This window comes from Brachybacterium sp. AOP43-C2-M15, from assembly GCF_052446295.1.
Taxonomy (GTDB): Bacteria; Actinomycetota; Actinomycetes; order Actinomycetales; family Dermabacteraceae; genus Brachybacterium.
The window spans coordinates 405,979-429,711 of record NZ_JBQSWB010000001.1; the positions used below are offsets into that span (position 1 = coordinate 405,979).

At 72.5% G+C, this 23,733-nt stretch carries 22 protein-coding genes, 2 tRNA genes and 1 riboswitch; of the genes, 18 read left to right on the forward strand and 6 right to left on the reverse strand.

Translation table 11 applies throughout. The features are described from left to right. The first annotated feature begins 3 nt into the window (after window positions 1-3). The 9 genes from recF (at window position 4) to ACT3SP_RS01880 (ending at window position 12,139) form a co-directional block, all read left to right on the forward strand. Window positions 4-1,263 (forward strand): DNA replication/repair protein RecF, encoded by a 1,260-nt coding sequence (gene recF, locus ACT3SP_RS01840; protein ID WP_444585527.1) that lies wholly within the window; start codon window positions 4-6, stop codon window positions 1,261-1,263. A 200-nt stretch (window positions 1,264-1,463) separates the two neighbouring features. Then, window positions 1,464-2,072 (forward strand): DciA family protein, encoded by a 609-nt coding sequence (locus ACT3SP_RS01845; protein ID WP_444585528.1) that lies wholly within the window; start codon window positions 1,464-1,466, stop codon window positions 2,070-2,072. A gap of 140 nt (window positions 2,073-2,212) precedes the next feature. Next, window positions 2,213-2,342, forward strand: a riboswitch (FMN riboswitch). Between the two features lie 124 nt (window positions 2,343-2,466). Continuing rightward, on the forward strand, window positions 2,467-3,531 hold the full coding sequence (gene ribD, locus ACT3SP_RS01850; RefSeq protein ID WP_444585529.1) for a bifunctional diaminohydroxyphosphoribosylaminopyrimidine deaminase/5-amino-6-(5-phosphoribosylamino)uracil reductase RibD: 1,065 nt from the start codon (window positions 2,467-2,469) through the stop codon (window positions 3,529-3,531). 13 nt (window positions 3,532-3,544) lie between these two features. Further along, window positions 3,545-4,228: a riboflavin synthase gene (locus ACT3SP_RS01855; protein ID WP_444585530.1), complete on the forward strand. Its 684-nt coding sequence runs from the start codon at window positions 3,545-3,547 to the stop codon at window positions 4,226-4,228. Continuing rightward, window positions 4,225-5,574: a 3,4-dihydroxy-2-butanone-4-phosphate synthase gene (gene ribB, locus ACT3SP_RS01860; protein WP_444585531.1), complete on the forward strand. Its 1,350-nt coding sequence runs from the start codon at window positions 4,225-4,227 to the stop codon at window positions 5,572-5,574. Before ACT3SP_RS01855 ends, ribB begins: the two co-directional genes overlap by 4 nt. Continuing rightward, window positions 5,571-6,074 (forward strand): 6,7-dimethyl-8-ribityllumazine synthase, encoded by a 504-nt coding sequence (gene ribH / locus ACT3SP_RS01865; protein ID WP_444585532.1) that lies wholly within the window; start codon window positions 5,571-5,573, stop codon window positions 6,072-6,074. Before ribB ends, ribH begins: the two co-directional genes overlap by 4 nt. Before the next feature lie 425 nt (window positions 6,075-6,499). After that, the gene (gyrB, locus tag ACT3SP_RS01870; RefSeq protein WP_444585559.1) at window positions 6,500-8,614 is read left to right on the forward strand and encodes a DNA topoisomerase (ATP-hydrolyzing) subunit B; all 2,115 of its coding nucleotides are present in this window, start codon (window positions 6,500-6,502) and stop codon (window positions 8,612-8,614) included. 87 nt (window positions 8,615-8,701) lie between these two features. Further along, window positions 8,702-11,578: a DNA gyrase subunit A gene (gene gyrA / locus ACT3SP_RS01875; protein WP_444585533.1), complete on the forward strand. Its 2,877-nt coding sequence runs from the start codon at window positions 8,702-8,704 to the stop codon at window positions 11,576-11,578. A 3-nt stretch (window positions 11,579-11,581) separates the two neighbouring features. Further along, entirely contained in the window at window positions 11,582-12,139 is a 558-nt protein-coding gene (locus tag ACT3SP_RS01880) for a DUF3566 domain-containing protein (protein WP_444585534.1), read from the forward strand. A gap of 222 nt (window positions 12,140-12,361) precedes the next feature. On the opposite strand, the gene ACT3SP_RS01885 is transcribed toward ACT3SP_RS01880, so the two are convergent. Then, window positions 12,362-12,841: an aminoacyl-tRNA deacylase gene (locus ACT3SP_RS01885; RefSeq protein ID WP_444585535.1), complete on the reverse strand. Its 480-nt coding sequence runs from the start codon at window positions 12,839-12,841 to the stop codon at window positions 12,362-12,364. 114 nt (window positions 12,842-12,955) lie between these two features. Here ACT3SP_RS01885 and ACT3SP_RS01890 point away from each other — a divergent pair, with 114 nt between their 5' ends. Further along, window positions 12,956-13,813, forward strand: a complete 858-nt coding sequence (locus tag ACT3SP_RS01890) for a hypothetical protein (RefSeq protein ID WP_444585536.1) — start codon at window positions 12,956-12,958, stop codon at window positions 13,811-13,813. 70 nt (window positions 13,814-13,883) lie between these two features. On the opposite strand, the gene ACT3SP_RS01895 is transcribed toward ACT3SP_RS01890, so the two are convergent. The 4 genes from ACT3SP_RS01895 to ACT3SP_RS01910 form a co-directional block, all read right to left on the reverse strand. Next, window positions 13,884-15,452 carry a molybdopterin-dependent oxidoreductase gene (locus tag ACT3SP_RS01895; RefSeq protein ID WP_444585537.1) on the reverse strand — a complete coding sequence of 523 codons (1,569 nt, stop codon included), beginning with the start codon at window positions 15,450-15,452 and terminating at the stop codon, window positions 13,884-13,886. Continuing rightward, window positions 15,452-16,357, reverse strand: coding sequence for an anti-sigma factor domain-containing protein (locus ACT3SP_RS01900; RefSeq protein ID WP_444585538.1), 906 nt, complete (start codon window positions 16,355-16,357; stop codon window positions 15,452-15,454). The genes ACT3SP_RS01895 and ACT3SP_RS01900 overlap by 1 nt, the downstream gene beginning before the upstream one ends. After that, complete coding sequence (gene sigK / locus ACT3SP_RS01905; protein ID WP_444585539.1) at window positions 16,354-16,986, reverse strand: ECF RNA polymerase sigma factor SigK; 633 nt, start codon at window positions 16,984-16,986, stop codon at window positions 16,354-16,356. The genes ACT3SP_RS01900 and sigK overlap by 4 nt, the downstream gene beginning before the upstream one ends. Window positions 16,987-17,074: 88 nt before the next feature. Next, window positions 17,075-17,755 carry a fasciclin domain-containing protein gene (locus ACT3SP_RS01910; protein WP_444585540.1) on the reverse strand — a complete coding sequence of 227 codons (681 nt, stop codon included), beginning with the start codon at window positions 17,753-17,755 and terminating at the stop codon, window positions 17,075-17,077. A gap of 234 nt (window positions 17,756-17,989) precedes the next feature. Here ACT3SP_RS01910 and ACT3SP_RS01915 point away from each other — a divergent pair. The 3 genes from ACT3SP_RS01915 to ACT3SP_RS01925 all read left to right on the forward strand — a co-directional run bounded on the left by ACT3SP_RS01915 (window position 17,990) and on the right by ACT3SP_RS01925 (window position 18,366). Next, window positions 17,990-18,063 (forward strand) — tRNA-Ile (locus tag ACT3SP_RS01915). 21 nt (window positions 18,064-18,084) lie between these two features. Next, window positions 18,085-18,270 carry a DLW-39 family protein gene (locus tag ACT3SP_RS01920; RefSeq protein WP_444585541.1) on the forward strand — a complete coding sequence of 62 codons (186 nt, stop codon included), beginning with the start codon at window positions 18,085-18,087 and terminating at the stop codon, window positions 18,268-18,270. A 20-nt stretch (window positions 18,271-18,290) separates the two neighbouring features. Beyond that, window positions 18,291-18,366 (forward strand) — tRNA-Ala (locus tag ACT3SP_RS01925). A gap of 78 nt (window positions 18,367-18,444) precedes the next feature. Here ACT3SP_RS01925 and ACT3SP_RS01930 read toward each other — a convergent pair. Further along, the gene (locus ACT3SP_RS01930; RefSeq protein ID WP_444585542.1) at window positions 18,445-18,873 is read right to left on the reverse strand and encodes an Lrp/AsnC family transcriptional regulator; all 429 of its coding nucleotides are present in this window, start codon (window positions 18,871-18,873) and stop codon (window positions 18,445-18,447) included. Between the two features lie 171 nt (window positions 18,874-19,044). Between ACT3SP_RS01930 and ACT3SP_RS01935 the strand changes: the two genes are divergently transcribed. From ACT3SP_RS01935 to ACT3SP_RS01955, 5 genes are all read left to right on the forward strand, one after another. After that, a complete protein-coding gene (locus ACT3SP_RS01935) occupies window positions 19,045-19,656 on the forward strand; it encodes a LysE family translocator (RefSeq protein WP_444585543.1) in 612 nt (203 codons plus the stop codon). A 33-nt stretch (window positions 19,657-19,689) separates the two neighbouring features. Beyond that, a complete protein-coding gene (locus tag ACT3SP_RS01940) occupies window positions 19,690-20,397 on the forward strand; it encodes an SDR family oxidoreductase (protein ID WP_444585544.1) in 708 nt (235 codons plus the stop codon). Window positions 20,398-20,597: 200 nt separating this feature from the next. Beyond that, the gene (locus ACT3SP_RS01945; RefSeq protein WP_444585545.1) at window positions 20,598-21,386 is read left to right on the forward strand and encodes a hypothetical protein; all 789 of its coding nucleotides are present in this window, start codon (window positions 20,598-20,600) and stop codon (window positions 21,384-21,386) included. Window position 21,387: 1 nt separating this feature from the next. Next, entirely contained in the window at window positions 21,388-22,161 is a 774-nt protein-coding gene (locus ACT3SP_RS01950) for a class F sortase (protein WP_444585546.1), read from the forward strand. A 61-nt stretch (window positions 22,162-22,222) separates the two neighbouring features. Then, the gene (locus tag ACT3SP_RS01955; RefSeq protein ID WP_444585560.1) at window positions 22,223-23,716 is read left to right on the forward strand and encodes a PepSY-associated TM helix domain-containing protein; all 1,494 of its coding nucleotides are present in this window, start codon (window positions 22,223-22,225) and stop codon (window positions 23,714-23,716) included. The last annotated feature ends 17 nt before the right edge of the window (window positions 23,717-23,733 follow it).

The window sequence follows — 23,733 nt, forward strand, 5'->3', positions numbered from 1 at the left end:
TCCGTGCAGCTGACCTCGCTCGACCTCACCGACTTCCGCTCCTACCGGCGGCTCTCCCTGGCCGTGTCCCCCGGCATCACCGTGATGGTCGGGAAGAACGGCCAGGGCAAGACCAACATCGTCGAGGCCGTCTGGTACCTCGCGACCCTCTCCAGCCATCGGGTCCCGCACGACGCCGCACTGGTGCACCGCGGGGAGAGCACCGCGATCGTGCGCGCGAGCTTCGTGCGCGCGGGACGGCCCCTCCAGGTGGACCTCGAGATCACGCCGGGGAAGTCCAACCGTGCACGGCTCCAGGGGCAGAACGTCGCCCGGCTCCGTGACCTGCTCGGCGAGGTGCGGGCGGTGCTGTTCGCCCCCGAGGACCTGGGCCTGGTCAAGGCCGATCCCGAGGGTCGGCGCCGGTTCCTCGACGAGCTGCTGTTCGAGATCGCGCCCCGCTTCGCCTCCGTCAAGGCGGACTACGACCGGGTGCTCAAGCAGCGCGGGAACCTGCTCAAGCAGATGCGCTCCATGCGGCGTGGAAGCAGCGGCCGCAGCGTCGGGGGCCTGGATCCCGCCGAGACCGCCTCCGCCACCCTCGAGGTCTGGGACCAGCAGCTGGCACGCCACGGTGCCGAGCTGCTCCGCGCGCGCCTGCACCTCGTCAACCGGCTGAGCCCTCACCTGGGCTACTCCTACCTGCGGGTCTCGACCGACGAGGGGGCCGAGCAGGCGCTCGACCTCCCTCCCGACCAGCGCGGCGAGGGGAGCTCCCCGGCCGGGATCCTGTATCGCTCGGCCGTGCTCGATGCGCTCGGCGCGGCACCGGGCGCCTTGCCCAGCACCCGGGAGATCCATGACCGGATGCTCGAGATGCTGGGTGAGAGCCATGACGAGGAGATCGATCGCGGCACGAACCTCACCGGCCCCCACCGTGACGACCTGGAGATCCGACTCCACGACTTCCCGGCCAAGGGCTATGCGAGTCACGGCGAATCCTGGTCCCTCGCGCTCGCGCTGCGCCTGGCCTCCTACGACCTGCTCCGCCTCGAGGAGGGGGACCTCGGCGACGGCGAGCCGATCCTCGTCCTCGACGACGTGTTCAGCGAGCTCGATGTGCACCGTCGCGAGCGTCTGGGCAGGATCGTCACGGCTGCGTCGCAGGTGCTGATCACCACGGCGAACGACACCGACATCCCCGACTCCCTCGACGGCGAGATCCACGTGGTCGATGTGAGCCTCGGCGACGCGGTGCCGCGCGGGGGGAGCGGAGGGCTGTGAGCGACCGGGGCGCATCGGGCAGCGGTGGATCCGGGCGCGGAGGGTCCGGCGGCGGAGGCACCGGTCCCGGGCGGCCGCGCCTCGCGAACCCCTACGGCCTCTCGACCTGGTCCGGAGCAGGGGCAGACGTGCCCGCGGGCGCGGAGGCGCCGCAGCCGGCCGCGCAGCTGCGGCAGGGGGCGGCGCCGCGGAGGGGGACGGTGCGGCCCGATGTCGCCGAGCACGACCTGCGGAGGTCCGATGCGGTCCCCGCCCCGGAGCCGCTCTTCGACCCGCCCGAGCTGCCCGAGGCCCCGGATCCCTTCGAGCTCGCCCGGCGCACCGTGAACCGCTCCCGCGCCGCGGCCCGCGACCGGGGACTGTTCCCCATCTCGGCGAAGACGCAGGCTCGCGACGTGCGCGATCGATCGGGTCGCGCGCCCGGCTACTCCGGATCGCGCCCCGATCCCCGCGATCCGCAGGGGATCGATCTGGTGCTCAAGAAGGTGCTCGGGAACCTCGGATGGAATGCCGGGATGAACACCGGGCGGGTGCTGGAGGAGTGGGAGGAGATCGTGGGAGAGCGGCTCGCGACCCATTGCCGACCCGTCTCCTTCGAGGAGGGAGTGCTGGTGGTCAGCGCTTCCTCCTCCGCCTGGGCCTCGCAGCTGCGGATGCTCACCCCGCAGCTGATCACCACCATCGAGGAGCACGTCGGCTCGCACGTGGTCTCCGAGCTCAAGGTCACCGGCCCGGCCGCCGCCGAGCGCAGCTGGAAGAAGGGTCGGCGCACCGTCACCTGGCGCGGCCCCCGCGACACCTACGGCTGATCGACGAACTGCGAGGGACGAGCGGGAGGAGATCGGCGTGGGGTGCAGGGGCTGATCGACGAACTGCGAGGGACGAGCGGACACAGTCCGTCACAGTCCCCGGCCCTCCTGCTACCGTGGTCGTCGACGAGCTGAAGAGCTCGCGTGCACTGGGGTCGGTGAAATTCCGAGCCGGCGGTGACAGTCCGCGACCCGATGGCCTCTGGCCCTCGGCTGACCAGGTGGAACTCCTGGACCGACGGTGAGAGTCCGGATGGGAAGCGCACGCGACGTCGTCCTCGGACGGCCCTGGTCGGCGCACCCTGTGTGCGCTCTCCGCCGGCACCCCGAGTGACGCCGTCCCCGTGACCCCTCCCTCTCTCCGGACCGCGAGCTGCGGACCGGAGGAGAGACCATGCTGAGCAGGATCGAGCACGAGGCGCTGCGCCGCGCTCTCGTGATCGCGGCCGATCCCGCGGTGCCTCACGGACCGAACCCGCGCGTGGGCTGCGTGCTGCTGGGGGCGGACGGCCGGGTGCTGGCCGAGGGGCACCACCGCGGCGCGGGCACACCGCACGCCGAGGCCGCGGCACTGACCTGCGCACTCTCCGGCGCCGACGGGGACCTCAGCGGAACCCTGGCCGGGGCCACGGCCGTGGTGACCCTCGAGCCCTGCACCCACCACGGACGTACCCCACCCTGTGCGGACGCCCTGATCCGGGCCGGAGTGCGTCGTGTCGTCGTCGGCCGCGAGGATCCGAACCCGGAGGCCGCAGGAGGGATCGAGCACCTCCGCGCCGCCGGGATCGAGGTGGAGACGGACGTTCCCGAGGATCTCGCCGCCGCGGCCGCCGCGCTGAACCGCGGATGGGAGCACGGCCTCGTCCGCGACCGCCCCCTGGTCACCGCGAAGCTCGCCCTCACCCTCGACGGGCGCGCCGCGGCGGCCGACGGCAGCAGTCGCTGGATCACCGGCCCCGCCGCCCGCGAGGAGGTCCACCTCCTGCGCACCACCTGCGACGCCGTCCTGGTCGGCACCGGCACGGCCCGCACCGATCGACCGAGCCTGACCGCCCGTCGGCCCGACGGCACCCTCCACCCACGCCAGCCCGTCCGCGCGGTCATGGGCACGGGAGGGGCCCCCGCCCTGCCCGCCCTCGAGGGTGCCGGCGAGGCGATCGTGCTGCGGACCCGGGACCCGGAGATCGCTCTCGCCGCCCTGTTCGACCGCGGACTGCGCCATGTCCTGCTCGAAGGCGGTCCCACGCTGGCGGCGGGCTTCCTCGCGGCCGGCGCGGTCGACGAGCTGATCGTCCATCTCGCCCCGACCCTGCTCGGCACCGGCCCTGCGGGGATCGGCGATCTCGGCATCTCCACCCTCGCCGACCGCCTCGACCTGGACCTGGCGGACGTCACCCCGCTCACCTCCGCGGACGGTCGCACCGACCTCCGCCTCACCCTGCGGCCGCGCGCCGCCTGACCCGGAAGGCACCATGTTCACCGGCATCATCGAAGAGCTCGGCACCGTCGAGCAGCTCACCACCTCGCCCGATGACGGCGCCACGCGCCTGCGGCTCCGCTCCCCGCACGTGCTCGAGGGCACCTCCCTCGGCGACTCCATCGCGGTCGACGGCTGCTGCCTCACCGTCGCCGCCGTCGACGGGGAGCTGTGGAGCGCCGACGTCATCGACACCACCCTCGCCGCGACCACGCTCGGCGCCCTCGCCCCCGGCGACCGCGTGAACCTCGAGCGCTCCGTACGGGCCGACGCCCGCCTGGACGGTCACATCGTCCAGGGTCACGTGGACGCGGTCGGGAGGATCCTCGAGCGCGAGGAGCTGCCCGGCACCACCCTGCTGCGCCTCGAGCTGCCCACCGACGACGAGGATCCGCGGGGCCTCGCCCGCTACGTGGTGCCCAAGGGATCCCTCGCCGTGGACGGGGTGAGCCTCACCGTGGCCTCGCTCGAGGAGCGGATCGCGACCATCGGGCTGATCCCCGAGACCCTCGCCCGCACCACCCTCGGCCGGCGCGGCGCGGGAGACCGGGTCAACCTGGAGGTGGACGTGCTGGCCAAGTACGTCGAGAAGCTCACCGCCCCGCACCTGGCGGCCGCCGGTGCGGTGCAGCCGGACGCAGCATCCACGGAGGCAGCAACCACGGAGGCAGGGCGATGAGCGGGCTGCGCCTGGACGTCGTCACCGACGCCCTCGACGCGCTCGCAGCCGGTCGCCCCGTGGTGGTGGTCGACGACGAGGACCGCGAGAACGAGGGCGACCTGATCCTCGCCGCCGCCACCGCCACCGACGCCCAGGTCGCCTTCGCGGTGCGCCACTCGAGCGGCCTGCTCTGCGCCCCGATGAGCACCGAGCGGGCCGACGACCTGCGGCTGCCGCTCATGGTGGCCGAGAGCGCAGACCCGCTGCGCACCGCGTACACGGTGAGCGTCGACGCCGCGAGCGGCGTCACCACCGGGATCAGCGCAGCCGACCGCGCCCGTACCCTGCGGGTGCTCGCCGCGGAACGGACCGGTCCGGAGGACCTCATCCGCCCCGGCCACGTGCTGCCGCTGCGCGCCCGCCCCGGCGGCGTGCTCGAGCGGCGCGGCCACACCGAGGCCGCCGTCGACCTCACGCGCCTCGCCGGCCTCCCGGCCGTGGGGATGATCGTGGAGCTGGTCCACGACGACGGCACCATGCGCCGAGGTCCTGCCCTGCGCGACTTCGCCGACGAGCACGGCCTGGCGATGATCTCCATCGAGCAGCTCGTGCGGCATCGGCTCGCCGGCGCGCAGGAGGCGTCGGTGCCCGGCGCTGACCGGACCGGGACCGTCGATCGGACCGCCGGCGAGGAGCCGGCGCCGCTGCAGGTCACGGCGCCCGTCGAGCTCCCCACCCGCCACGGCACGTTCCGGGCCCTCGCCGTGCGGGAGGGAGGGGCGGAGCACCTGGTCCTCACCCGCGGTGATCTGACCGGCGCCGAGCCGGTGCTCGCCCGCGTGCACTCCGAGTGCGTGACCGGGGACGTCCTGGGCAGCCGGCGCTGCGACTGCGGCCCGCAGCTCGAGGAGTCCCTGACCCGGATCGACCAGGCGGGGCGCGGTCTCCTGATCCTCCTGCGCGGTCACGAGGGGCGCGGCATCGGCCTGCTCGAGAAGCTGCGCGCCTACGCCCTGCAGGACGCGGGGCGCGACACCGTCGAGGCGAACCTCGACCTGGGCCTGCCCGTCGACGCCCGCTCCTACGCGGTGGTCCCGCGGATCCTGGCGCATCTCGGGGTCGGCGGCATCGAGCTGCTCACCCACAACCCGGACAAGGCCGCCGCCCTGCGCGCCGGCGGCGTCGACGTGGTCTCCACGCGTCCGCTGACGACCCACCCCACCCTCGAGAACCTCGCCTATCTCACCACCAAGCGCGACCGGCTCGGCCACCACCTGAGCGGACTGCCGGACGCCGTCGTCGCCGATCCCACCCGCCCCCTCGACGCCCCCACCACGATCACCACGGAAGGATCCCTCCCATGAGCGGACACGGACGCCCCGACACCACCACCCTCCCGCAGCTGCCCCACGCCCGGGTCGCGATCGTCGCGGCCTCCTGGCACCAGCAGGTCATGGACGGACTGATCGACGGCGCCCTGCGTGCCTGCCGGGAGGCCGGCGTCGAGCACCCGCGCCTGGTGCGGGTCCCGGGATCCTTCGAGCTGCCCGTGGTCGCGGACCGCCTGGCCCGGGACCACGACGCCGTGATCGCCCTCGGCGTGGTCGTCCGGGGCGGCACGCCCCACTTCGAGTACGTGTGCCAGGCGGCGACCGACGGTCTCTCCCGGGTCGCTCTCGATCACGGCGTGCCTCTCGGATTCGGGCTCCTCACCTGCGATGATGATCAGCAGGCTCTTGATCGGGCCGGGCTTCCGGGCTCCGTCGAGGACAAGGGGCACGAGGCCGCCGCGGCCGCACTGGCCACGGCGGAGGTGCTCGCCGGACTCGGCCGCCCGCAGGCCTCGCCCGGCCCCCGGGACTGAGACCGGACCGCCGGGACGCCAGATGCGCCTGTGCCGCGCGAGCACCCCGGGAGGGGTACCGGCCCCCGTCGGTCGGCCCCCGAGCCCGAGGACGAGCCGGTTCCGGGGCGTCCAGGGGCCGCTCCGGGTCGCGTCGTCCACAGAATCGCCGGGGAGAATAGGTTCGAGGGCGGTTGTCCGCTAGAATCATGGGGGTTCGGCCGACGTCCACCGACGTCCTCGTGGACTTCGATGCGCCCGGCTCGATCGCTGTGGCCTGCGAGTGCTGCTCGCGCGTGCGCGCGCGAGGCACCTCCGTGGGCCGCCTGCGTGCTGAGCTGGGGATCGTCCTCCGCGAGGGACCCCCGAACCACCCCCGACGCACTTCCGAACGGGGGACCCAGGACTGCGAGGAGCCACATCAGGTGAGCGACAGCGACCGCCCCATGCCCGACCAGGACGCACCCCAGGGTGTCCCGGACCCGTCGCCCGGTGCGACACAGGAGGCGGCGGATCCCGCGACGGCCACCACCGCCGGTGAGCGCGCGGCGCACGCCCCCGAGCACTACGAGGCCTCGGACATCACCGTCCTCGAGGGCCTCGAGGCGGTCCGCAAGCGCCCCGGCATGTACATCGGCTCCACCGGGGAGCGCGGCCTGCACCACATGGTCCAGGAGATCGTCGACAACTCGGTGGACGAGGCCATGGCCGGCCACGGCGACACGATCGAGGTCACGCTGCTGGCCGACGGCGGCGTGCGCTGCATCGACCATGCCCGCGGCATCCCCGTGGACATGCACCCCACCGAGGGCAAGCCCGCCGTCGAGCTGGTGCTCACGGTGCTGCACGCCGGCGGCAAGTTCGGCGGCGGCGGCTATGCCGTCTCCGGCGGTCTGCACGGCGTGGGCTCCTCCGTGGTCAACGCCCTCTCCATCCGCATGGAGGTCGAGATCCGCCGCCAGGGCCATGTCTGGCGCCAGGCCTACTCCCGCGGCGTGCCCGAGGCCGAGCTCGTCAAGGGCGAGGAGACCGACGAGACCGGCACCACCATCACCTTCTGGGCCGACGACGAGATCTTCGATACGACGGACTACGACTTCGAGACCCTCCGCAAGCGGTTCCAGCAGATGGCCTTCCTCAACAAGGGCCTGCGCATCTCGCTGACCGACGAGCGCGTCCCCGAGGCGTCCGACGCCGAGGACGAGGACCTGGTCGACGTCGAGCTCGAGGCGGAGGGCGCCGAGAAGGACGACGGCCCCCGCACCGTCTCCTACCACTACGAGCGCGGCCTGCAGGACTTCGTCGAGTTCATCAACACGGCCAAGCGGGCCGAGGTGATCCACCCCGACATCATCTCCTTCGAGTCCGAGGACACCGAGGCGCACATCTCCGTCGAGGTCGCCATGCAGTGGACCGGCGCCTACTCGGAGTCGGTGCACACCTACGCGAACACGATCAACACCCATGAGGGCGGCACCCACGAGGAGGGCTTCCGCTCCTCGCTGACCTCGATCGTCAACCGCTACGGGCGCGCCCAGGGCCTGCTCAAGGAGAAGGACGCCAACCTCACCGGCGAGGACATCCGCGAGGGCCTGACCGCGGTGGTCTCGGTGAAGCTCGGCGAGCCCCAGTTCGAGGGGCAGACGAAGACCAAGCTCGGCAACACCATCGCCCGCACCTTCATGGTCAAGGTGATGACCGATCAGCTGCAGGACTGGTTCGTCTCCCACCCCTCCGAGGCGAAGGCCATCGTGCTCAAGGGACAGGCCGCCGCGGCGGCCCGGGAAGCGGCTCGCAAGGCCCGCGACGCCACCCGCCGCAAGTCCCCCCTGGAGACCGGCGGCATGCCCGGCAAGCTGCGCGACTGCGCCTCCCGCAACCCCGGCGAGTGCGAGATCTTCATCGTCGAGGGCGACTCCGCGGGCGGCTCCGCCGTCTCCGGCCGGGAGCCGCGCACCCAGGCGATCCTCCCCATCCGCGGCAAGATCCTCAACGTCGAGAAGGCGCGACTGGACCGTGCCCTGGACAACCAGGAGGTCCGCTCCCTGATCACCGCCTTCGGCACCGGGATCGGCGAGGACTTCGACGCCACCAAGCTGCGCTATCACAAGATCATCCTGATGGCCGATGCCGACGTGGACGGCCAGCACATCTGCACCCTGCTGCTCACGCTGCTGTTCCGCTACATGCGCCCGCTCATCGAGCTCGGCCACGTGTTCATCGCGATGCCGCCGCTGTACCGCCTGAAGTGGTCCAACGCCCCGCACGAGTACGTGTTCAGCGACGAGGAGCGCAACGAGCGCATGGAGGCGGGCCGCTCGGCCGGCCGTCGGATGCCCAAGGACAACGGGATCCAGCGCTACAAGGGTCTGGGCGAGATGGACTGGAAGGAGCTCCAGTCCACCACCATGGACCCCGCCTCCCGCACCCTGAAGCAGGTCACGGTCGACGAGGCCGCGGACGCGGACACCATCTTCTCCGTGCTGATGGGGGACGACGTCGAGTCCCGCCGCCGCTTCATCCAGGAGAACGCGAAGGACGTCCGCTTCCTCGACATCTGACGTCGGCCCCCCGGCGCGGCGCCGGCTCGCTCCGCGCGCCCCCGGGGACCCTGATCCACCGGCCCCACCCGAAAGGCCTCCAGCCCCATGAGCGACACCCCGCAGGACCCCACGAACCCCGACGAGAACCCCGACGAGAACCCCGGCGGGACCTCCGGTGAGATCCCGAGCGAGATCCCGGGCGAGATCCCCGCGAGCGACGAGCCGACCCCCGCGCAGAGCGCCGGCGTCGGCGGCCAGGAGGCGCCCGACGGCGCCCATGAGATCTCCGCCGACGAGGCGGCCTCCCGCACCGTCACCCTGGTGGACCCGCTGGACGAGGGCGAGATCGACCGCATCACCCAGGTCGACCTCAACCAGGAGATGCAGCGCTCCTACCTCGACTACGCGATGAGCGTCATCGTCTCGCGCGCACTGCCCGACGTGCGCGACGGCCTCAAGCCCGTCCACCGCCGCATCGTCTACGCGATGTTCGACGGCGGCTACCGCCCTGACCGCTCCTTCTCGAAGTGCGCGAAGGTGGTCGGCGAGGTGATGGGCAACTACCACCCCCACGGCGACTCCGCGATCTACGACGCCATGGTGCGCCTCGTGCAGCCGTGGTCGATGCGCTACCCGCTGATCCTCGGCCAGGGCAACTTCGGCTCCGCGGGCGACGACGGCGCGGCCGCCCCGCGGTACACCGAGTGCAAGATGGCGCCGCTGGCCCTCGAGCTGGTGCGCGACATCGAGCAGGACACCGTGGACATGCAGGGCAACTACGACAACACGGTCGACGAGCCCACCGTGCTGCCCGCCCGTTTCCCGAACCTGCTGGTCAACGGCTCCGCCGGCATCGCCGTCGGCATGGCCACCAACATCCCCCCGCACAACCTGCGGGAGGTCGCCGACGCCGTCCAGTGGCTGCTGAAGAACCACGAGGCCACCAAGCCCGAGCTGCTCGAGGCGTGCATGCAGCGCATCAAGGGCCCCGACTTCCCCAGCGGCGCCACCATCGTGGGGACCTCCGGCATCGAGGACGCCTACCGCACCGGCCGGGGCTCGATCACCCAGCGCGCCGTGGTCTCCACCGAGGAGATCAACGGCCGCATGTCGCTCGTGGTCACCGAGCTGCCCTACCAGGTCAACCCCGACACCCTCGCGCGGAAGATCGCCGAGATGGTCAAGCTCGGCAAGATCCAGGGCATCGCGGACATCACGGACGAGACCTCCGGCCGCACCGGCCAGCGCCTGGTCATCACGCTCAAGCGCGACGCGGTCGCCAAGGTGGTGCTGAACAATCTCTTCAAGCACACCCAGCTGCAGGAGAACTTCTCCGCGAACATGCTGGCCCTCGCCGGCGGGGTGCCGCGCACCCTGTCGATCGACTCCTTCGTGCGTGAGTGGGTCAAGCACCAGATCGACGTCATCGTGCGCCGCACGAGGTTCCGCCTGCGCAAGGCGGAGGAGCAGATCCACATCTTCCGCGGCTACCTCAAGGCGCTCGACGCGCTCGACGAGGTCATCGCGCTGATCCGGCGCTCGCCCGACGTCGACGAGGCCCGCACGGGGCTGATGGACCTGCTCGAGATCGACGAGATCCAGGCCAATGCGATCCTCGCGATGCAGCTGCGCCGGCTGGCCGCCCTGGAGCGGCAGAAGATCATCGAGGAGCACGACCGCCTGCAGGCGATGATCGAGGAGTACACCGCGATCCTCGCCGATCCGCAGCGTCAGCGGGACATCGTCTCCGAGGAGCTCACGGAGATCGTCGACAAGTACGGCGACGAGCGGCGCACGAAGATCATGCCCTTCTCCGGCGACATGTCGATGGAGGACCTGATCCCCGAGGAGGACGTGGTCGTCACCATCACCCGCGGCGGCTACGTCAAGCGCACCCGCGAGGACCAGTACCGGGCCCAGAAGCGGGGCGGCAAGGGCGTGCGCGGTGCGTCCCTGCGCGAGGACGACGTGGTCGAGCACTTCTTCACCACCACCACCCACCGCTGGCTGCTGTTCTTCACCAACCAGGGCCGTGTCTACCGGGCCAAGGGCTACGAGCTGCCCGAGGCGCCGCGGGACGCGAAGGGCCAGCACGTGGCGAACCTGATGGCCTTCCAGCCCGACGAGCACATCGCTTCCGTGCTCGCCATCGACAGCTACGAGGACGCCCAGTACCTCGTGCTCGCCACCGAGTCGGGCCTGGTCAAGAAGACCCCGATGACGGCCTTCGACTCCAACCGCACCGGCGGCATCATCGCGATCAACCTGCGGGACGTGGACGGCGCCGAGGGGATCCGCCCCGATCGGGTGATCGCCGCCCGTTCGGTCAACGCGGAGGACGAGCTGCTGCTGGTCTCCCGCAACGGCCAGTCCGTGCGGTTCCCGGCGGCGGACGACGTGCTGCGCCCGACGGGCCGTGCCACCAGCGGTGTGACGGGCATGAAGTTCCGCCACGACGACCGGCTGCTCGCGATGGACGTGGTGCGACCGGGCACCTTCGTGGTGACCGTCACCGACGGCGGCTTCGCCAAGCGCACGAGTGTGGACGAGTACCGCCTGCAGGGCCGCGGCGGCCTGGGCATCCGGGTCGCGAAGCTGCCCGACGACCGCGGTCACCTGGTCGGTGCCGCCGTGGTCGAGGAGTCCGAGGAGCTGCTGGTGGTGATGGAGCGCGGCCGCGTGGTCCGCTCCCAGGTCGCGGGCGTCCCCGCGAAGGGACGCACCACCATGGGCGTCACCTTCGCCAAGCCCGACAAGGGAGATCGCATCCTGCTGGTCACCACGGGTCAGGAGTCCGAGATCGACGAGGACGAGGCGGAGACGCCCGAGATCGTCGATGCCGATCCCGCCGCGGAATCCGGGGATGCTGTGGAGATCGTCGCCGAGGACGCGTCGCTGGGCGCTCCTGCCGGGGCCGATGATCTAGGCTCTGACGAGTCCGGGAAGTCGCCGAACGGCGACGCCGAAGAGATCGAGGAGTGATCCGTGAGCACCAGTGACTCCAGGACCGCCTCCACGTCGACCCAGCCGGCCGAGTCCACCTCCACGCTGCCGTCGTTCGAGGAGACCTCCTCGCCGTCCGAGGCGTCGATGGGCACCGGCAAGGGCTCGGCCGCCAAGGGAGCGAGCCGCAGCCCCAAGAAGACCCCGGGGTCGGCGAACCCGGCCGAGAAGGAGCGTCGTGGCCCGCGCCGCGTGCGCCTCACCCTCGCGCGGCTCGACCCGTTCTCGGTGATGAAGCTGTCCTTCCTCGCCGCCATCGCCATCGGCATCGCGACCGTGGTCGCGGTGGTGCTGCTGTGGAACCTGGTCGAGGCGATCGGCCTGTGGGACCAGATCGACCAGCTGGGGCGCGACCTCAACGGCGGCAACGCGCTGCCGTTCATGGAGTTCTTCAGCTTCTCGAAGATGACCAGCTACGGCACCATCGTCGCGGTGGTGAACGTCGTGATCATCACGGCGCTCGGCACCCTGGGGGCCTTCCTGTACAACCTGGTGGCGGCGCTGCTGGGCGGACTGAAGATGACCTTCACCGACGAGTGACCTCGAGGTCCTCGCCCTCGCGGGGGATCTCTGCCGACGCCGCCGCGCCCCACCGGGGCCCGGCGGCGTCGTCGTCGGTGCCCGCCTGCGCGGGCCGCGCTCTCCCGCGCCGGACCCTCCGAGCGCTCTTCGCAGCGCGAGCGCGTCGGAATCGGGGGATACCTCTGTCGTAGGGCCCCGGTGTGCAGCGCCGGCAGGGCCGTGGAGGCGGGCAGGGCGGGATCAGGCGGCTCGGCGCTCGCTGATGTCGGCGACCTGGGCGTCCAGGTGGTCCAGCGCCGCCCGTGCGGGGACGGTCACGGCGACGCCGTGGGCGCCTGCGCCGAGCGAGATCCGGCGGCCGGGCTCGTCGACGAGGTCCGCGTCGGCGATCACCGGCCAGGCGGTGGTGGCGCCGAAGGGGGTGATGGTGCCGCGCTCGTAGCCGGTCACGTCCCGGGCGACCTCCTTGTCCGGCATCGACAGCCTGTTCACGCCCAGCAGGGCCCGCAGCCGGGGCCAGGAGATCTCCCGGTCACCCGGGACCAGCACGAACAGGAAGTCGCCCTCCCCGCGGCGCACCACGAGCGTCTTGATGATGTCGCGGGGCTCGACGCCGCGGGCCGCGGCCGCCTCCTCGAGCGAGCCCACCCGGCCGTGACGGGTGATCTCGAAGTCCAGGCCCGAGGCCTCCAGGGCATCGATCGCGCGCTGCTCGCTCATGACCCCAGGGTAGGCCTCTAGGGTAGGCCCCTGCGCGGGGTCACGGTCCGGGCGAGGCGTGAGCGTGGTCGCGGGAGCCTGGGGCGCGCGGCGGCGGCTCGCTATGGTCGAAGGATGCCCGCCCCGACGTCCGCCGCCGCTTCTCCCGCCGCCGCTTCTCCTGCCGGCGATCCGTCCTCGATGCCCTTCGCCCCCGCGCCGTGCCCCGACACCGCCGCCGCAGCGGTGCCGCAGGACTATCCCTGGGTGGGACCCGCCGTGCGCTCGGCGCTGCTGCTCGAGGAGGGCGTGGTGGACCTGGACCCCGTCGGCGGTGTCGACGCGCCCGCCGAGCAGCTCGAGGCGCCGCTCGTGGACCGCGCGGCGATCGAGCAGGCCCTCGCCGCCGAGGGCGCCGCGCCGCTGGCCGAGCGGACCCTCGTCGTCGCCGTCGGCTCCAACCAGACCCCGCAGACCATCGCCCGCAAGTACCGCCGCTCCGGGGGCCGGGTCCCGCGGGCCACGCCCTTCGTGCGCTGCACCGTGCACCATCTCGCCGTCGGCCATGTGCCCCGGGCCGCTGCGCCCGGCTACGTGCCCGCCGCCCCGTACCGCGCGCAGGGGGAGCGGATGGAGCTGGTCGCCACCTGGTTCGACGCCGAGCAGCTGGCGGTGGTCGACGAGACCGAGCCGAACTACGACCGGGTGCGGCTCGCCGCCGCGGAGTTCCCCCTCAGCCTCGCCACCGGGGAGCAGCCCGCGCACTTCGACGTCTACGCCTCGCGATGGGGAGTGCTCGCCGATCGGCGGCCGATCCCGCTGCGCCACCGCCAGCAGGAGCTGTTCGACGAGCTCACCGCCCTCACCGGGGACGAGCGCCTGATCGGCGACGCCGCGGAGATCTGCGCCCGGCTCGCCGAGGACCCCGACGCGCTGCTCGAGCTCGCCCGCGCCCACGGCCTGGTCACCGAGGACGGTCTGCCGCGCCGCTGAGCTCCTGCCCCCGAGCTCCTGCCCCCGGGCCCGCGCCCCCGCGGCGGTGCCCCGGAGCCGACGATGCATCTCAGACGACGGTGAACTGCACCGTGTGCCAGCCGCTGGCACCGTTCGGGACCGGGTCCGCCCGCTCCTCGGTCTGCACCTCGCCCTCGCCGTCGGTGGCCCGCACCGAGACCGAGTGGTCTCCGGGCACGGCGTCCTCCCACCGCAGGGACCACTGCGTCCAGGTGTCGTCGGAGACCTCGGCGCCCAGCCGCGCCGGCCGCCAGTCGCCGTCGTCGATCCTCACCTCGACCTCTGCGATGCCGCGCTGCTGCGCCCAGGCGGTCCCGCCGAGGACGACGGCGCCCTCGGCGTCCGGCGTGAGGTCTGCGAAGGAGCGGGGCACGTCCACGCGGGAGGCGATCTTGATGGGACCGCGCTCCGACCAGCCGCGGGTGCTCCAGTAGGCGAGGTCGTCCGCGAAGCGGGTCACCGTCAGCTCGGTCAGCCACTTGGTCGCCGAGACGTAGCCGTACAGCCCCGGCACCACCATCCGCACCGGGTAGCCGTGAGCGGCGGGCAGCGGCTCCCCGTTCATGCCCACGGCGATCAGCGAGTCCCGCTGATCGGTGAGCACCTCGAGCGGGGTGGAGGCGGTGAACCCGTCGATCGAGCGGGAGAGCACCATGTCCGCCCCCTCGTGCACCCCTGCCCTCTCGAGCAGGGTGCGCACGGGCACGCCCAGCCAGGTCGCGTTCCCCGCGAGGTCCCCGCCGACGGCATTGGAGACGCAGGTCAGAGTCACGTGCGCCTCGATCATGGGTTCCGCGAGCAGCTCCTCGAAGTCGAGCACGAGCTCCCGGTCCACGAGACCGTGGATCCTCAGCTCCCAGGTGGCGGGGTCCACACGGGGCACCGCCAGGGCGGTGTCGATCCGGTAGAAGTCCTCGTTCGGGGTGACGAAGGGCGGCATGCCCTCCAGGGAGATCTGGGCGTCCTCCGGGATCGGGTCCGCGGCGGTGCGCGGGGCGGGCAGCACGTACTGCGCGAGCCGCCGCGCCCGCTCCCGCCCGGCGCTCACCCCGCGGGCGCCGGCGGCGGCGAGGACCGCGAGCAGCCCGACGGCGCCGACGCCCACCAGGGAGCGGCGGCGCAGCCAGGCGGCGCTCCGGTCCTGCGCCCCGTCTCCGTGCGCCGCGGCCGCGGGGACGCGGACCGTGCGCCGCAGGAGCAGCAGCGTCGGCACCGCGACCAGCGTGCCGAGCAGGGTGGGGACGACGTCGAGCGCCGTGTTCTGGGCACGGGTGAGCACGAGGAGCATCGCGAACAGGCCGAGCCCCGCGAGCGCCGCGGCCGCCAGGTGCCCACGGGTGGCCGCGAGACGCCCGATCAGCGCCGTGAGCACCACGTACACCGCGATCATGGAGCCGAGCAGCACCACCTTGTCCCAGGTGCCGAACAGCCCGATCACCAGGTCCTTCACCGCCGGCGGGACGATGTCCACGAACCCTCCGCCGACCGCCACGAACGGCGCGGAGGAGGAGCTGAAGGCCAGCGAGGCGACCTCGGCGACCGCGAGCAGCACGACCCCGGCCACGACCCCGACCAGGGCCGCGAGCCTCCTGGGGACGGGACCCCGCGGCGCGGACATCACACCTCCCCGACCGCGATCACGGTGGTGGGCTCCGAGGAGCCGCCGGCCGGTTCGACGCTCAGGCCGATGCTCGCCCCGTCCGGGATCTCGCCCTCGTGCAGCACCGGGGCGTCGACGGTCTCGAGCACGCCGGCGCTGTGCGGGCCGGCCTCGTCGATCATCCACAGCTGGTAGTCGCGGCCGTCCGGGAGCTCGGGAAGCCCTGCGGGCTGCACGATCATCGCTTCCTGATCGCGGGAGAACATCAGCTGCAGGGAGCCGCCGTCCGGGACCGGGACCGAGAGATGGGACGCATCGTCGGAGGCGAGGATGCTCGAGAGCATCTCGCGCTCCTGCTGCGCCGTCGCCTGCTCCGACTCCATCGCGGCGAGGGTCTCCTGCATCTCGCGCTGCGCGGACCGCTCACCGCCCCACAGGCCGACGCCCGCGATCGTGGTGAGCAGCAGCGCAGCGGCCGCGACGGCGGTCCAGCGATGGCGACGGACGCTCGCCCGGTAGCGGTCCAGGGAGACCACCTGCTCCGTCGGGGCGGGGGGCGAGGGCGGGGCGGTGGTCGCGGAGGACGCCTCCGGTGCCGTCGTGGGGGACGCCGTCGACGCGGCCCCGGGAGCTGCCCCGGGTGCGGCGTCCGCGCCTGTCTCGGCGGGGGCGTCCTCGTGCTCGGGGAGCGGGGAGAGCTGGCGGGTGGTGCCGATGCGTGCCATCACCGCGGACTTCAGCGCGGGGCGCGGGGACAGCGGCGGCAGGCTGCCGGCGAGCTCGCCGGCGGTCTCCTCGAAGGAGCGCGCCTCCGCGGCGGCCTCGGGGTCCTCGGCGAGGTACCGCGCCACCTGCTCGCGCTCCTCGGCGTCCAGGGCGTTCAGGGCCCAGGCTCCGGTCGAGGTGTGCTTCTGCTCGTTCACGAGGTCACCCCCAATCTGTCCCGCAGCACGATCATGCCGTCGCGGATACGAGTCTTCGCCGTCCCGACGGGGATGTCGAGCAGGGCCGCCACCTCGCGATGGCTGTACCCGCCGAAGTAGGCCAGGCGGATCGCGTCGGCCTGCAGCGCGGTCAATGCCCGCATCGCCGTCTCCACCCTGCGCGTCTCCACCCTCATGATCCCCTCCTCCTGGACGTCCACGACCTGCTCCTCGAGTCTCAGCATCCCTTCCTCGGAGTCCCGGCGCCGGGCCGCCTCGCTCGATCGCACCGTGTCCACCGCGCGGCGGTGGGCGATGGTGCAGATCCAGCCGTGGGCGGAGCCGCGGTCGGGGTCGAAGCGGGTGGCCCGGCGCCAGATCTCCACGAACACCTCCTGCAGCACCTCCTCGCTCATCTCCACGTCCCGCACCACACGCCGGACGAGGGAGAACAGCAGCGGGGAGACCTCGTCGTACAGCCGCGAGAACGCCTCCTCGTCGCCGAGGGCGACAGCGCGCAGCAGCTCCGCCGGCGTGGCCGACGGCTGCTCCTGGGCGCGGAGCGCGGGAGGGTCGGGAGACCCGGTGCGCTCGGGCACCGGATCCTCCGCGGAGGGGTCGGGGCTCATGCATGCTCCTTCGGGGCTTCTCGGGCGGGCGGCGGCGACCCGGTGGTCACCGGACGCCCGCACGAGGCGTCAGTGCAGTGTGCTCCGCTCAGCCCTGCTCCGCCATCGACGGAGGCATCAGAACGGTATCGACCAGGTAGACGGTCGCGTTCTGCGTCGTCACACCACCGCAGATCACGGCGGCGCCGTCGACCATCAGCTCATCGCCCTCGCCGGTGACCTCGACCTCCTCGCCCTGGACCGTGGCGTGGGTGCCGGCGACCTCCTCGGGGGAGAGCTGCCCGGGGACCACGTGGTAGGTCAGCACCTCGGTGAGGCCCTCGGAGTCCTCGGCGAGAGCGTTCAGGTCGTCCTCGGGGATCGCGCCGAAGGCGTCGTCCACCGGGGCGAACACCGTGAACTCGTCGCCGTCGAGGGTGTCGACCAGGTCGACCTCCGGGTTCAGCTCGCCGGAGACGGCCGAGGTCAGCGTCGTGAGCAGCGGATTGTTCGAGGCGGCGACGCTGAGCGGGTCCTGGGCCATGCCCTCCACGGAGCCGTCGCCCTCGGGCACCATCTCCGCGTAGTCGGCGCAGCCGGCGCCGACAAGGTTCGCGGCAGGGTCCATGCCCATGCCGCCGCCGTCCGAGGCCTCCGTCTCCTCGGCGGCGGGAGGATCCCCGCCCTCCGCGGTGGTCGGGTCCTCGCTCATCCCGCCGGAACAGGCGCCCATCAGGGCGACCATGGCCGCCAGGGCGCCGAGTCTGGGAAGCATCGTGCGAGTGGTCATGACGATCTCCTTCGTGATGCTGCTGGGGCGATCGGCGGGGCCGAGCACCGGACGGCCCGGGAGGGACGTCTCGTAAGGTGTTCGGAGCGGGAGCGGCGGTGGATTGGTGCGAGGTGCCGGAAGTGCTGTGACCTCCGGAACAACCTCGAAGCCGGGTTGGACGCGGCGGCGCGGGGGCCGTACAGTAGTGCGTCGGTGGCTGACACCGGTACGCTCCGGAGATCAGCGCCCCTCGGGCCTATAGCTCAGTCGGTTAGAGCGCTGTCCTGATAAGACAGAGGTCGCTGGTTCAAGTCCAGCTAGGCCCACTTCGAGGATCGGAGGAACTCATGAAGAAGTTCATCACCGCAGCAGTCGTCCTGATCGGGACGTCCGTCGCCGGGATCCTCACCTGGCGGAAGGTCGAATCGGACCGCATCCGCAACGATCTGTGGACCGAGGCCGAGCGCGTCTCCGCAGAGCAGGACGAGGCCGCCGAGAAGCAGGCCCAGCCCGCTCCCGCACCCCGCGCCTGACCCTCGCCACAATCGAATACGGGGACTTAGCTCAGTTGGTAGAGCGGTAGCTTTGCAAGCTTCAGGTCAGGGGTTCGACCCCCCTAGTCTCCACCAGCAGGTGTCACGAAGCCCTTCCCGGGAGCCTTCCGGGAAGGGCTTCGTCGTCCCCGGCAGGAGGTCGACAGCAGCCGTCTATGCGGTCCGCAGGGAGCTGAACAGCAGGTTCGTCTGGGTGGAGCGCACTCCGGGGATGGCACGGATGCGCTCGAGCACGAGGTCGAACTCGCCGAGGTTCCGGCAGCGCAGCTGGACCACGAGGTCCCAGGTGCCGGTGGTGGAGTGGAGCTGCTCGATCTCCGGATAGCCGCGGATCTCCCGGACCACGTCGTGGTTGAGACGGGTCTCGGTCGCCACCAGCGTCACGCCGCGCACGGCGTCCTGGTCGAGGTCGCTGCTGCCCCGGATCGTGAACCCCTCGATCACCCCGGTGTCCACGAGGCGGTCGATGCGCGAGGAGACGGTCGAGCGATTGATGCCCAGCTCCCGCGCCAGCACCGCCACCGGGGTGCGGCTGTCGGTGCGCAGGAGAGCGATGAGTCGGTGGTCCAGGTCGTCGAGCACGCAGTCAGCGTACTGCCGCCCGGCAGAGTGCTGGGGAAAGTCGCGATCTGCCGGCACCTCGGCGATTGCGGCACCGCGTCCTCTCCCTCTACCGTCTCTCCTGGCCCAGGTGAGGGCGTGTTTCCGGGGGCATCTCCGGCAGAGAGATCATGGTGGTGAGAAGTGCTCGACGTGTCCGTCCTGCCCGCATTCCTGCTGGCCGTCACGGTCATCCTCGTGACCCCCGGACCGGACATGGCGTTCATGATCGCCACCGGCATCAACCAGGGCAGGCGGGCCGCGGTCCGCGGCGCGTTCGGCGTGACCACGGCGATGACCATCTGGGTGCTCGTGGCGGCGACGGGTCTCGGCGTCGCCCTGTCCCAGCTGCCCGCCGCGCTGGACGCGATCCGCCTCGCGGGCGCCGCCTACCTCGCCGTGCTCGCGATCAGCACGTTCCGCCATGCCGGGGCGGCCATCGCGGAGGGTGCGGTGGTGCAGAACGTCTTCCGCCGCGGCTTCGTCGTCAACATCACCAACCCGAAGATCGCGCTGTTCTTCGTCGCCTTCCTGCCCCAGTTCCTGGGCACGGCCGACGCCAGCCCTTTCGCGCAGATCCTCATGCTGGGCCTGCTGCTGCAGCTCACGGGCCTGGTCGCCGATCTCGCGATCGGCAGCGCGGCCGGGCTGTTCCGCGACGCGGTGCTCCGCCGCCCCCGGGTGCGCCTCGCCCTCGACGGCGCCGCGGGGACGGTCTACGGCGCGCTCGCGGTGCTGCTCGTCCACGGGGTCGTGCGCCCGTAGCCCGGGCCGCAGGGCGGGGGCAGACTGGGGGCCATGAACATCTCCACCCAGACCGGCACCCAGGACAGCACGCAGCCCACCACCACCGCCGTCGTCACCGGCGCCACCAGCGGGATCGGACGGGAGGTCGCCCGGCAGCTCGCCGACCTCGGGTGGCGCGTGATCGCGATCGGCCGCGACCAGGAGGCCCTCGACGAGCTCGCCGCGAGCTCGGAGCGGATCACGCCCCGCCGCGCGGACCTGGTCACGGACGATCTCGACGGCCTCGTCCCCGAGCAGGTGGACGCCCTCGTCCACGCCGCCGGGATCTCCCCCTCCACGAGCGTCGAGGACACCTCCGAGGAGGACTGGGAGCGGGTCCTCGCCCTCAACGTCACCGCCGGCGCGGCGCTCGCCCGCCGCGCCCTGCCCGCCCTGCGCAGTGCGCGCGGCACGATCGTGTTCGTGAACTCCGGCGCCGGGACCGCGGCCCGTCCGCGCAACACCCCCTATGCCGCGAGCAAGCACGCGCTGCGGGCGCTCGCCAACGGGCTGCGCGTCGAGGAGGAGGAGAACGGGGTGCGGGTCAGCACCGTCTACCCCGGCCCCACCGACACCCCGATGTTCGGCGGGGACGTCGACCGTGCCGCGCTGATCCGGCCCGAGTCCGTCGCGAAGGCCGTGGTCATGGCCATCACCGCGAGCGACGACGTCCAGCTCACCGATATCCACGTCCGGCCCCGGCGCGAGCTGTCCTGGTGAGTCGTCGGCCGCCGGGGTGCACCGTCCCGCTCCTCGGCGGCTGACGTCCCGCGGGGGCGCTCGTCGGGGCGCTCGACCCTGCGCTCCTCGGGGGCGCCGCGGAAGGCCTCCAATCCGATCGCCTCTCGGCTCCGAACCACGTCATGGAACGCCGCCCACGACGACCGCAGGGTCGTCCGGCGTCCGACGAAGGAGTCATGATGCGCACGACGACGAAGCGACTGCTCCCGCTCTTCGCGGCCACGGCCGTGCTCGGCATGTTCGGTGCCTCCGGTGCCGCACTCGCCGAGGGCCACGGCGGCGGACACGACGCGACCACCCTCGAAGCCCACCTCACGGAGCTCAACGACTCCGGCGCCTCGGGCACTGCCTGGGTCACCGTGGAGGGCAACGAGGTGACCGTGAAGATGGAGAACACGGGCCTGCTCGCCGGGTCCCCCCATGCCCAGCACATCCACATCGGCGGGGAGAACCAGTGCCCCGATCCGGACATGGAGGGCAGCGGCGAGGACGGAGCCATCCAGGTCTCCGACGCCCACCACGACTACGGCGACATCGCCACCTCGCTGACCACCGAGGGCGACACCAGCCCGGACAGCGGCCTCGCCGTGGACCGGTTCCCGGTCGGTGACGACCCCTACGAGCGGACCATCGAGGTCAGCGACGAGGTCGCCGCCGACATCGTCGACGGCAAGGGCGTGATCGTCATCCACGGTGTCGACCACAACGGCAGCGGCGAGTACGACGGCGACGTCGTCTCCGATCTCGACCCGGAGCTGCCCTCCGAGGCCACCGATCCGGCGGCCTGCGGAACCCTCGACGTCTCCCAGATGGGCGCCTGGCCCGAGGGCGGCGCCGAGACCGGTTCCGGCACCACTGCCGGGATCGAGCAGTCCGGTGCGATGCTCGCCGGTGGCGGTCTGCTGACCGCGGCGGCCGCGGGTGCCTTCGCACTGCGTCGTCGCAGCACCGAGAGCACTCAGGTCTGAGATGAGCTCACAGGGCACTCCCCGCCGGGACGGCGGCCGCCGAGGCGCGGTCGCCGTCCTGGCGGTCCTCGCCCTGCTCGGCGCGGCGCTCCTGGTCTTCGCGCTGACCAGCCAGGTCGGCGCTCCCCCGGAGCCCGCGCCGCGCTCGGCGGGCGGGGCCTCCGACGAGGGAGGCGCCGAGCCGTCGGCCGTCCCGAGCACCGAGGCGGAGGACCCCTCGGAGGGCTCTGCGGGCGATTCCGCGGGCGGTTCCTCGGACACGTCGGAGTCCGCCGATCCCGAGGGATCCGACGAGCCCGCCGATCCCGTCGCCGCGGCGCTCCCGGCCTCCGAACCGACGGCGCTGCGCATCGCACGGATCGGCGTCGACGAGACGGTCTTCCCCATCGGCCTCGGCGAGTCCGGGGAGCTGCTCGCCCCGAGCGGCGAGCAGGCGGACCTGCCGGCCTGGTTCGACGGCTCCCCGACGCCCGGCGAGGACGGCCCCTCCGTCATCGAGGGCCATGTGACCTGGCGCGGCGACCCCTCGGTCTTCTTCGAGCTCGGAGGGCTCGAGACCGGCGACCGGATCGAGGTCGATCGCGAGGACGGCACCGTCGCCACCTTCGAGGTGTACGACGCGGCCCGCTACCCCAAGGACGAGTTCCCGACGGTCGCCGTCTACGGCCGCACCGACGGTCCCGAGCTGCGTCTGATCACCTGCGCCGGCGACCTCGACGAGGACGGCCACCACCTGGACAACACCGTGGTCTTCGCACGACTCGTCGAGAACTGAGGCACTGCCATGACCCCCCTCCCGCACCACCCAGGGCTGGCTCGGCCCGCTGCTGCTGCGCCTGCACTTCTACGCCGCGATCCTGATCGGCCCGTTCCTGCTCGTCTCCGCCGCCAGCGGGGCGCTCTACGCCCTCAGCCCGCAGCTCGAGAAGGTCGTGTACGCCGAGGCCCTGAACGCCCCGTCCCAGGAGACCCCGCTGCCGCTGGCCGCGCAGGTCGAGGCGGCGCAGCAGCACGTCGGCGAGGACGCGCAGCTGGTCGCCGTGCGGCCGGCACCGGAGCCCGGGGACACCACGCGCGTGATGTATGCCGACGAGACCCTCGTCGAGGGCGAGAGCCGCGGGATCTTCCTGGACCCGGCGACCGCCGAGGTGCGCGGGGACCTCACCGTGTACGGCACCAGCGGCGCGCTGCCGCTGCGCGGCTGGATCGACCAGCTGCACCGGAACCTGCACCTCGGGGAGACCGGCCGCCTCTACAGCGAGCTCTCCGCCTCCTGGCTCGGCGTGATCGCCGTGGCCGGGCTCGGCCTGTGGATCCGGCGCGCCCGCCGCTCCCGCCGGACGAAGGACAAGAGGGCCCTGCTGCGACCGGACCTGCGGGCGCGCGGCTACCGACGCACCCTGTCCCTGCACTCCTCGGCCGGGGTCTGGGTGCTGCTGGGTGCTCTGTTCCTCGCCGCCACCGGGATCACCTGGTCCCAGTACGGCGGCGCGAACATCGGCACGATCCGTGAGGCGTTCGGCTTCACCACCCAGGCCGTCAGCGCCCAGCTGCCCGCCGAGGAGGGGGAGGACGCGGCCGGGGGCGGGGACGCGGCCGGGGACGACGCCGCCGCCGGGGGCGAGGCATCGGCCGACGGGCACGGCGAGCATGCGGCGCACGCCGCCGGGTCGGCGGGGGACGACGAGGACGAGGGTGCGGACGGGCACGGCGCCCACGGCGGGTCCGGCGGCCCGGCGGGCACGGCCTCCGGAGAACGCGTCGATCCCTCCGCGATCGACGACGTCCTGGCCGCCGGGCAGGCCGTCAACATCGACACCGGCCTGGTCGAGATCCTCCCGCCGGCCGACGAGGACTCCGCCTGGGTGGTCCAGGAGATCCAGCGCAGCTACCCCACGGAGGTCGATGCCGTGGCCGTGGACGGCGCCTCTCTCGAGGTCGTCGACCGCTCCGACTTCGCCGACCAGGACCTCGCCGCGAAGCTCACCCGCTGGGGGATCGACCTGCACATGGGGTCGATGTTCGGCCTGGTCAACCAGATCGTGCTGTTCGTGATCGCCTCGACGCTGGTCGCGATGATCCTCTGGGGCTATCTGATGTGGTGGCAGCGCCGCCCCACCCGGGGCGGACGCGGGCCGGGCAGGGCCCCGCAGCGCGGCGCGCTGCGCCGGGCGCCCTGGTGGGGAGTTCTCCTGGTGCTGCTCGCCGCGCTCGGGATCGGGCTGATGCTCCCGCTGATGGGGGCGAGCCTCGCCGCCTTCGTGCTGATCGACACCGTGGTGGGGCGGGTGCGTCGGCCGCCGAGAGCTGCCTCGCCCGGAGCCCCCTGACCTGCGAGGGCAGGGGC